This window comes from Streptomyces sp. NPDC088733 (genome assembly GCF_044751185.1).
Taxonomy (GTDB): domain Bacteria; phylum Actinomycetota; class Actinomycetes; order Streptomycetales; family Streptomycetaceae; genus Actinacidiphila.
This window is the reverse complement of the sequence record NZ_JBIVLH010000004.1, coordinates 406,647-415,671: the sequence shown is the minus strand read 5'-3', so window position 1 is coordinate 415,671 and position 9,025 is coordinate 406,647. Positions and strand designations below refer to the sequence as shown.

10 protein-coding genes are annotated in these 9,025 nt (G+C 70.8%); 4 read left to right on the top strand and 6 right to left on the bottom strand.

Going from position 1 to position 9,025, the window contains the following annotated elements:
- Window positions 1-180 (bottom strand): transposase (locus tag ACIP64_RS10720; RefSeq protein WP_401583802.1); only part of this gene is annotated, 180 nt, incomplete at its 3' end.
- Between the two features lie 412 nt (window positions 181-592).
- Window positions 593-988, bottom strand: a complete 396-nt coding sequence (locus ACIP64_RS10715; protein WP_401583799.1) for a hypothetical protein — start codon at window positions 986-988, stop codon at window positions 593-595.
- Between the two features lie 202 nt (window positions 989-1,190).
- Between ACIP64_RS10715 and ACIP64_RS10710 the strand changes: the two genes are divergently transcribed.
- On the top strand, window positions 1,191-2,066 hold the full coding sequence (locus ACIP64_RS10710) for an SDR family NAD(P)-dependent oxidoreductase (protein ID WP_401583797.1): 876 nt from the start codon (window positions 1,191-1,193) through the stop codon (window positions 2,064-2,066).
- On the opposite strand, the gene ACIP64_RS10705 is transcribed toward ACIP64_RS10710, so the two are convergent.
- Complete coding sequence (locus ACIP64_RS10705; protein WP_401583795.1) at window positions 2,030-2,347, bottom strand: DUF6221 family protein; 318 nt, start codon at window positions 2,345-2,347, stop codon at window positions 2,030-2,032. The two genes, ACIP64_RS10710 and ACIP64_RS10705, sit on opposite strands and share 37 nt — an antisense overlap.
- Window positions 2,348-2,542: 195 nt before the next feature.
- On the opposite strand from ACIP64_RS10705, the gene ACIP64_RS10700 reads away from it, so the two are divergent.
- Both ACIP64_RS10700 and ACIP64_RS10695 read left to right on the top strand, forming a co-directional pair.
- Entirely contained in the window at window positions 2,543-3,331 is a 789-nt protein-coding gene (locus tag ACIP64_RS10700) for a thioesterase II family protein (protein ID WP_401583792.1), read from the top strand.
- Between the two features lie 131 nt (window positions 3,332-3,462).
- A complete protein-coding gene (locus ACIP64_RS10695; RefSeq protein ID WP_401583790.1) occupies window positions 3,463-4,335 on the top strand; it encodes a hypothetical protein in 873 nt (290 codons plus the stop codon).
- Window positions 4,336-4,369: 34 nt separating this feature from the next.
- Here the strand turns inward: ACIP64_RS10695 and ACIP64_RS10690 are convergent, their stop codons facing one another.
- Window positions 4,370-5,482 carry an acyltransferase family protein gene (locus tag ACIP64_RS10690; protein ID WP_401583787.1) on the bottom strand — a complete coding sequence of 371 codons (1,113 nt, stop codon included), beginning with the start codon at window positions 5,480-5,482 and terminating at the stop codon, window positions 4,370-4,372.
- Window positions 5,483-5,907: 425 nt separating this feature from the next.
- Between ACIP64_RS10690 and ACIP64_RS10685 the strand changes: the two genes are divergently transcribed.
- Window positions 5,908-6,777: an alpha/beta fold hydrolase gene (locus tag ACIP64_RS10685; protein ID WP_401583784.1), complete on the top strand. Its 870-nt coding sequence runs from the start codon at window positions 5,908-5,910 to the stop codon at window positions 6,775-6,777.
- Window positions 6,778-6,844: 67 nt separating this feature from the next.
- On the opposite strand, the gene ACIP64_RS10680 is transcribed toward ACIP64_RS10685, so the two are convergent.
- Both ACIP64_RS10680 and ACIP64_RS10675 read right to left on the bottom strand, forming a co-directional pair.
- Entirely contained in the window at window positions 6,845-7,399 is a 555-nt protein-coding gene (locus ACIP64_RS10680; RefSeq protein ID WP_401583781.1) for an HPP family protein, read from the bottom strand.
- Window positions 7,400-7,663: 264 nt separating this feature from the next.
- Window positions 7,664-8,923: a cytochrome P450 gene (locus tag ACIP64_RS10675; protein ID WP_401583778.1), complete on the bottom strand. Its 1,260-nt coding sequence runs from the start codon at window positions 8,921-8,923 to the stop codon at window positions 7,664-7,666.
- Window positions 8,924-9,025 lie beyond the last annotated feature (102 nt).

The following is a 9,025-nucleotide window of genomic DNA, read 5'->3' as shown; positions in this document are numbered from 1 at the left end:
CGTCTGCCATGGCCCGTAGCGTTCGGGCAGGTCACGCCAGGAGACTCCGGTACGGATCTTGTAGACCATGCCGTTGACGACCTGCCGGTCCGCCACGCGAGGTCGTCCCGTGGCGGCCCGCGGTATCAACGGAGCGAGCAACTCCCACTCCCGGTCGGTGAGTTCATGGCGACGTATCACCCCACCATGATCCACCACCCGATGATCTTTGAAGACGGACCCTAGTCGGGCAGTGCAACCACGCGTCATCGCCGAACCGATCGGCTGCACTCGGGCAGCCGGATTCTCCTGGTCGCACGGCGGTGACACTGGTGCTGTTCCGCTGGATCACGGAGGCCCGCCGGCTGCGGCACTCCCTGGCCGTCGGCGCAGCCGTCCCGCCATGGCTCCGGGACTCAGCCGGCCGGCAGTCGCAGTCGCCGAGGAACCACAGGTACAGGTGGTGTCCACCGAGCGCTGTCCGCCCCGGCTTGATCGGCGCGCGGGAACCGATCGGGCCGGAGTCGGAGTGCACGAATGCATCCGTGACGCGGCTCCTCGATCACGCTCGGCCCTCGTCGTCGGCCCGGCATGAGTTGCCCGCCGCAGGTAACTACCGTTCCGTCAGGCGCCGATGCCACCAGCCGAGCCCGGGTTTCACCGGAGCGGTCGGATCGGGCAGGGTCCGCCGTTCGAACTCGTCGTCCAGCCGCCCGATGACCGCTCGCAGTTCACGCCGAGCGCGCGACGGCAGGGCGTTCAGCATCACTTCGACGGTGTCGCGGCCGGAGACCGGATCGTGGCACGGGCAGTCGGCCAACGGGACGTAGAGCCATCGCCCCGGGCCCCGAAGGAACTGCTCGAACTGATCGAGGCCATCGCGCAGATATCCGGCATGGAACCGGTCCGCCTCCAGGCGGCGGACGGCGGCCTGGGCACTGCGCCCAAGTCCCGAGATCTGACTGAACCGCCGGGAACCGCCCCGGCTCAACCGCGTCTGGGCGCGCAACGCGCCGGGCGACCTACGCGGCATCGCCCTTTCGGATCGGAGTCACATCGGAATCATGCCATGACGACAGACGCTGCCGCCCGTCCTTGCAGTCGATCGAGTGCCGCCGACCTCACCGATGACGTAGATACGTGTTAGTTTCGTAGCTATTGCCAGATATGAGCGCGCTGGGCGTGGTCCACACACGCGTATCGGAGCGGACATGAAAAGGCTCGACGGGAAAGTCGCGGTAATAACCGGCGCCACAAGCGGAATCGGTGCCGCCATAGCTCAAAGTTTTGTGGACGAGGGCGCCCGGGTGGTCTTGTCCGGCCGCCGGCCGGACAGCGGCCTGTCGACAGCCGAACCCCTGGGGGAAGCGGCCTTCTTTGTCCAGGCGGACGTGTCGGTCGAGAGGGACGTCCAGCAGCTCATGCGCTCGGCGGTCGACCACTTCGGCGGGCTGGACATATGGGTGAACAACGCCGGGGCGCCGGCGACCATTGCTTCCGTCACCGAGATCGACCTCGACGATTTCAGGCGCGTGTACGAAGTGAATGTCTGCGGCCCGATGCTGGGGATAAAACATGCAGGCAGGTTCATGCGGGAGCAGGGCTCGGGGAGCATCATCAACATCGGCAGTGTCGCGGGAATGAGGGCGGCCATTACGGGGCTGGACTATTCCGTTTCCAAGGCCGCGCTGCATCATTTGAGCAACTGGGCGGCTGCGGAGATGGGGCAGTACGGGGTCCGGGTCAATACCATCAGCGTGAGCGGCGTCACGACGGGGATATTCGCCAAGGTCGCAGGGTACGGTGCCGAGCAGTCCGAAGACCCGGAAGTGCTGGCGGAGGTTTCGGGGAGAATGCTTCCTCTTCTGAAGGAAGTCAGCCCGATCACCCGAGTCGGAGAACCGGAGGACGTCGCGGCCGCTGCCGTGTATCTGGCGAGCGATGAATCGGCCTATGTCAATGGCGACATTCTTCACGTCGACGGCGGCCACGCCCTCGGCCAGCCCTATTCGGTCATGCGCGAACAGCGGTCCGCAATCGCCGCAGCGCTTCAAGTCCGGGCGGGGAAGTCAGGGTGGCCGGCGTAGGGGGAGGCAAGGTCGCGCAGGTCGTGGCACGGCCAGGGGTCGCGGGCGTGACGGGCCAAGATGCGCCGCTTGGCCGCGATTTCGCGCAGGACGCGGGCCGGGTCGTGCAGGGCCACATGCAGAGCGATCGTGGGGTGGAAGCCGGAGAGGTCGACCTGGCAGAAGTCGACCGTGTGTCCGTGGGCAGACCACTCCCCGCATCCGTCACCGTCGCACCGCCGAGCCAAGTCGGCCTCCTCGTCCAGTCGGGCCTCGAGGAACCTCACCAGTTCTTCAGTCATAGGGGCATTCTCGATGTTGTCCCGGGCACCACGGCGTCGGAGCCGTCCCGACAGTCCTGTTCGGCGGGCTGAGACTGCGTTCCTCCGGAAAGCCGGTGACCGGCGCTGCGGTGGCAGCCCGGGAAACCCGGCACCGTACTGTGTGTCGCGCGGGACGCCGAAGGCCTCCGACGCCCACGACAGAGAAGAGATGCCATGCACACCGCGGCCAATGGGACATGGCCCTCACCGTGGTTCCGGCAGTTGCGGAACTGCCCGGCCCCGCGGCTGCGTCTGCTCTGCTTCCCGCACGCCGGAGGCGCGGCCAACTTCTTCCGGCCCTGGTCCGGGCTCGTGCCCGACGACGTCGAGCTGCTGGCCGTACGGTACCCGGGACGCGAGGACCGCTTTGCCGAACCGCCGGCGCGGAGCATGGAGGAGCTCGCCGAGCCGATCGCCCAGGCATGCGCGGGGCTCGCCGACAGGCCGCTGGTGTTCTTCGGGCACAGCATGGGCGCGTCCGTGGCATTCGAGGTCGCGGCACGCCTGGCGGCGGGTCCCCTCGCGCCCGGACTCGCGGCGTTGTGCGTCTCGGGCAGGCCCGGACCGGGAAAGACGCGCTCACGGGGGCTCGCCGACGCCACTGACGAGGAACTGGTCGCGGACCTGGTCTCCATGAGCGGCACCAACGCGGAGGCCCTGGCCAGCCCGGAGCTCCGTGAGCTGTTCCTGCCGATGATCCGGGCCGACTACCGCCTCCTGGACCGCTACGGGGACCATCTCGCGCCCGGGAGGCTGGATGTCCCGGTCGTCGCCTACTACGGCGACCAGGACGAGCACGTCGACGAGGACGCAGTGAACGCCTGGTCCGCGGTGACCCGGTCGGGCTTCGCCGCGCGCTCCTTCCCCGGCGGGCACTTCTACCTCGAACAGCACGCGGCACCTCTGCTCGCCGACCTGTTCGCCCGTCTCGACACGAGCGCGCCGCAGGCGACTTCGGCCTGAGCACGCGAAAACCCCTTGCGCTCCGAACCGCCGCTTGGTGGGATGCAGGCGCTTCGACCGCGGGAGGGGACAGCTTGGCGGTATTCGGGTGTGCGGGCTGCGGGGCGGTCCTGACGGAGGCGGTGTCGGAGGTGGCGTTGCCGATCCACCTGGCCGACACCCACTGGGAGACGCTGCATCCGCCCTTGCTGGAGTCCGGTTCCTACGCCGTAGATCCCGCGCTGTACGCGTTGTCGGACACTGTCATCCTCGCGCCCGGCGACATGCGCGGCACACGGTTGATCCTTGAGCGGGCCGACGGCTACTGCATGGGGATCGACGGGAGGGACGGGCCGAACCTCGCGTGCCTGGGCTGTGATCTGCCGGTCGCGACGAGGACGGACGACTGCGGGTACTGGCAGCTCGTCCAGCTCGAACCGCAGGCAGTGGTGCGGCTGCCGGGCCCGCCGGAGCGGCCGGTCATGGACTGGGCGGAGCTGCCGAGTGCCGGGGCGCTGGAGAACCGGCTGAGCGAGTTCCGGGACATCCCGGCGGGCGTGGCTCTCGCACGGGTGGTGGTGGCCGCCGGGGGTATGCCGGTCGAGGTGGCGCCGGGACCGGTGGACGAACTCCTGGGCCGGGCACTCGGCGCGCTGTTGCCCGCCGGGGAAGGCGCGAAGCGGTTGGACTTGGCGGGCCCGGGGTTCGGCGAGCCGGCCGCTGACCTGGTGCTGGTCCCGGTCCATCCGCAGACCGGAGAGGTGTGGCAGCCGGGTGGCGACGCGCTGCCGGTACCCATGGACGCCGGGCTCTGGGCCGAGCTCGCCTTTCCGCCGTACCGGACCCGGCTGCCGGCGGTCGGTGGGCTGCCGGCAGGCGTGGAGCGGGACGATCCGCTGCCGCCGCACCCGTCGTACCTCTTCCAGCCGTCCGGGAAAGCGTTCCAGTACACGCTCGCGCGGATGCCCGCCGCCAGGGAACCGTGGCTGCGAGAGAGCTACGACCGGGCCGCCCGATTGCGCTGAGTGGACCCGGGCTCCGGTGCCGCCGACGTGCTGCTCACTCACGCCCCTCCGCACCGGAACGGCCCTGCTTGAGCAACGACTTCCAGGAACGGTGCCGCTTGAACGGCGTCTCGAAGAACCGGGCGAACAGCCACGCGCCCAGCACCGAAACGGGCAGCGCCACGGCGAGGGCGAGCAGGAACGTGGGCAGGCCGGGGGGCACGAACCGCGGGGCGATGCGCCGGACGACGGTCATGACGATCGGCAGATGGATGAGGTAGAGGCTGTACGAGAAGCCGCCGAGGCTGCTCAGGGGCCGTGCGGTCAGGAGGCGTACGAGAACGGCGGGGCGTCCCGTGGCGACCGCGGCGAGCAGCATCGCCATGGCGGGCGCGATGGCCAGGTCGATCCAGAAGTAGTGGTTCACCGTCCACACCGGTCCCTTGGCGATGCCGAGAGCGAGGACGGGAACGACCGCCGCGGAGGCCAGCCAATGCCAGGGCAGGCGCCGCACCTTGGCCGATGCGGCGACGACCCCGGCAGCCGCCACGCCGGCGACGAACGCGGGTGCGAGGTGCGGGGTCAGCCAGTTGTCGCCCTCCACGGGGGAGGCGTTGGCCGCCGTCAGGCCGCGGACGACGACCGGGAGCGCCACGCCCGCGACCAGGGCCACGGCACCCAGTCTGCGCCGCACGAACAGGAGGAGCGGGAAGACGAGGTAGAGCTCCGCCTCGACGCCGATCGACCAGAACGCCCCGTTCGGCGTCGGCGCGGTGACCATGTCCTGGGCGAGGAGCCCGTACACCAGGACGGACCTGCCCGTGGGCGGACCGAAATGCGAGGCCGGCACCACGAACCACGCGATGAGCAGGCTCATCACGAGTGCCGCCCAGTACGGGGGCAGGATGCGCCAGGCCCGGCGGCGCAGGAAGCGGGCCAGTCCGTCGGTCCGCCAGCCGTTGCGTGCCGGAGTGACGGCGAGGGAGAAGCCGGAGACCACCAGGAAGAAGACGACGGCGAGCCGGCCGAACATCAGCCCGTCGAGCCACCAGGGAGCCGAACTGTCGGGGTAGCCGGGGAACGTGTAGAGCCAGCAGTGGAAGAGGACCACGTACAGAGCGGCCAGGCCGCGGAGGCCGTCGAGGCCCGCCACGTGCTGCTGCCGCACGTGTCCCACCGGAACGGGAGCGGGCACGGGAGCGGGCACGGGCACGCCGAGGGTGCTGCTCGCGGGAGGACGGCTCGCCTGCACTGAGATCGTTCGGCCCCTTCTGTCGCCGGGCGGCACACCGCCGACCCGGCGCGACCCGCAGTGACGGATACGCGGCGGGCGGCCGAGCGGTTCAACGGATCGACGTCGCCCGTCACCCGTTTTCCCCGAGTGCCCGCCCGTTGCCCCTTTCCACACCGAATGTCACGTTTTCGGCTGGTGCTTTGTCGTAAGGGGTGTGAGCAGGGCGGAGCCTGGCGATTGTGCGGGCCGACCCGCCGTTGTCCGGTGCCGGGATCCCCGCGTCGCCGCATCCGAAGGACCCGCAGCCCCGCGGCTGTTCGCCCTGCACGGCTGAACCATCCGCTCGGAAAGGACTTCCCATGACCCGTCTCTCGATGGACCCCCGTGCCCGTACTCCGCTCGTCCTGCTGGCCGCGGCCGCGGCCGCCGCCGGCCTCCTCGCCACGTCGGTCGATGCGGCGAGCGCGACGAGCACGGCGAGCACGGCGAGCACGGCGAAGGCCGCTTCCCCGCAGCGCGCCAAGCCGACCGTCGTGCTCGTGCACGGGGCGTTCGCCGACTCCTCCAGTTGGAACGGTGTCATCAAGAAGCTGAAGAAGGACGGCTATCCGGTGGTGGCCGCGGCCAACCCGCTGCGGAGTCTGAGCGGCGACGCCGCCTCCGTCAAGAGTGTGCTGGCCGCCGTCGACGGGCCGGTGGTCCTGGCCGCGCACTCGTACGGCGGCGCGGTGATCAGCAACGCCGCCCGGGGCTCCGACAAGGTCAAGGCGCTGGTGTACACGGACGCGTTCCTCCCCGACAAGGGCGAGAGCGCCGACGATCTGGCGGGCAAGTTCCCGGGCAGCGTCATCGGGCAGGTGCTCCGGCCCGTCCCGATCACGAATCCCGACGGTTCCAAGGACGTGGACCTGTCCATCGACCAGTCCCAGTTCCGTCAGGCGTTCGGTGCGGACGTGCCCGCGGGCACCGCCGGGCTGATGGCCGTCACGCAGCGGCCGGGGACGGGCACGGCCCTGCACGAGCCTTCCGGTGAACCCGCCTGGAAGACGATCCCCTCCTGGGCCCTGGTCGGCACCGACGACCGGATCATCCCTCCGAAGCTTCAGGTGTGGATGGCCGAGCGCGCTCACGCCCACATCGCGACGGTCCGCTCCTCCCATGCCGTGACCGTGTCCCACCCGGACGCCGTCGCCCGCGTCATCGAGCAGGCGGTGCGGACGGTGCGCTGACCGGCACACGGGGCGGAGTGGGGCGGCTGCAGGTCAGGTGCGCCGCCCCACTCCGTGTCGCGGTGGCTCACCACCACGTGGTGGGGTAGACCTCTCGTTGCAGGCGGGACGAGGCCATCTGTGCCATGACCAGCAGGGCCAGTCCGGCGGCCAGCAGGGGCACGAAGAGATGGGCCGGCGGGTTCGTGAGCATGATCATGACGGCGGTCGCCATCGCGGGCGGGTGGGCCGCCTTGAGCACGAGGACGAGGCCGCAGGCGATGCCGCAGGCCACGGCTGCCGCCCAGGGCCCGTGCCAGCCGAAGGCGAGCACCACGAAGCAGACGAGGCAGGACAGCAGGTGGCCGCCGAAGACATGGCGCGGCTGCGCGAGGGGCGAGCCGGGGGTCGCCGTGACGATGGCCGTCGTGGCCGCGAGCGGCGGTATCAGCACCGTCTGGTGGATGAGCGTTCCCAGGGCCACCACGAGGGCCAGTCCCACCGACGTGGTGACGGCCGCCGACACGACCGTGCGCCGCGCCGGCCGCGGCTCCGTGGAACGCCACCACCGGGCCGGCGCCCGCTCCGCGGGGCCGGCCGGGGCATGCGCGGTCACGGTGGTCTCGGGCGGGCTAGTCGCCATGGCGCCGCCTCTCCCGATCGCGGCCCGTCGTGGGGCGGGATCCGGACGCGGCGCAGGGTGGGGGAATGCGCGGGAGCAGCACGGGAACACCTCGGATTCGGCCCCGACTCCCGGACACGGCGGGTCGTCGTCCGTGGTGCGGGGCACGCAGAAAATCCTGAGGTCCCGGCCCTCCGCGTGTCCAAATGCGGCTTTTTATCGCTTGATCGATACCGCCTATCGAGGCACTTCCGCCCGCTTGCCCCGGCGCGGCGGTGGGGGTTGCTACGACGCCGCGACCCCGGCCTCCCGGCCCGCCTCCTCAGGGGCACCGGCCGTGAACGTGACCGGCAGCCACGACGGCCCGCGCAGTCCGCCCATCCGCCAGCGGATCTCCTCCGGCGGCACGGCGAGCGCGAGCCCGGGGAGGCGGCGCAAGGCCGTGCCGATCGCGATCTGGCCCTCCAGGCGGGCCAGCGGGGCGCCGAGGCAGTAGTGGATGCCGTGGCCGAACGCCAGGTGGGCGCTGTCGCCGCGGGTGATGTCGAGCCGGTCCGGGTCGGGGAAGCGCTGCGGGTCGCGGTCGGCGATGGCGGAGGCGATCAGGACGGTCGCGCCGCGCGGAACGGCCGTGCCCGCGATCTCGACGTCCTCCCGCGCGAAGCGCGCGATGCCGGGGCTGACGGGACCGTCCCAGCGCAGGAACTCCTCGATGGCGCCGGGCAGCAGTTCCGGGTCGTCCCGCAGCATGCGCAGCTGCTCCGGGTGGGCGAGCAGCGCCGTCACGCCGCCGCCGATCAGGTTGACCGTGGTGATGTAGCCGGCCACCAGCAGCAGGAAGCACATGGCGATCAGCTCGTCCTCGTCGAGCCGGTTCTCCTCGTCCCGGGCGGTGATGAGGGCGCTGAGCAGGTCGTCGCCGGGCCGGGCGCGCTTGTCGTCCAGGAGGCCGACCAGGTAGGCGCGCATCTGCCGCCAGGCCGCGTCGACCTTCACCGGGTCCGGCGGCTCCGCCCCGCGCATGATCATCTCGTCGGTCCACCGCTGGAAGTCGTCCTGCTCGGTGGACGGCACCCCGAGCAGCTCGCTGATCACGGTGACGGGGAGCGGCAGCGCGAAGTCGGCGACGAGGTCGGCGCGCCCCTCGGGGACGATCGCGTCCAGCAGGCGGTCGGTGACCTCCTGGATCCGCGGCCGCAGCTCGGCGATGCGGCGGGCGGTGAACGCCTTCGAGACCAGCCGGCGCAGACGGGTGTGGTCGGGAGGGTCGGAGCGCAGCATGCTGCTCAGCATCGACTCGCGCTCCGTGACGGGCAGCATCTCCATGAGGCGGGGGTCGGACGCGTCGCGGACGTCGCTGCTCAGCCGGGGATCGGAGAGGGCGGCGAGACCGTCCTCGAAGCGTGTCACCAGCCAGGCCTCGACACCGCCCGCGATGACGGCCCGCCGTACCGGGCCCTCCTGGCTGAGTTCCCGGTACAACGGGAAGGGGTCCGCCACGAAGGCCGGGTCGGCGTAGGGGAGAAGGACCGGTTGCCGGCTCATCGTGCCTCCGGAACGTGGGGGCGCGCGTCGGGACCGGCGCGCGAGGCTGTGATCACAATAAGAATATTATGTACCGATATGGCGGTGTCTGTGCACTGCCGG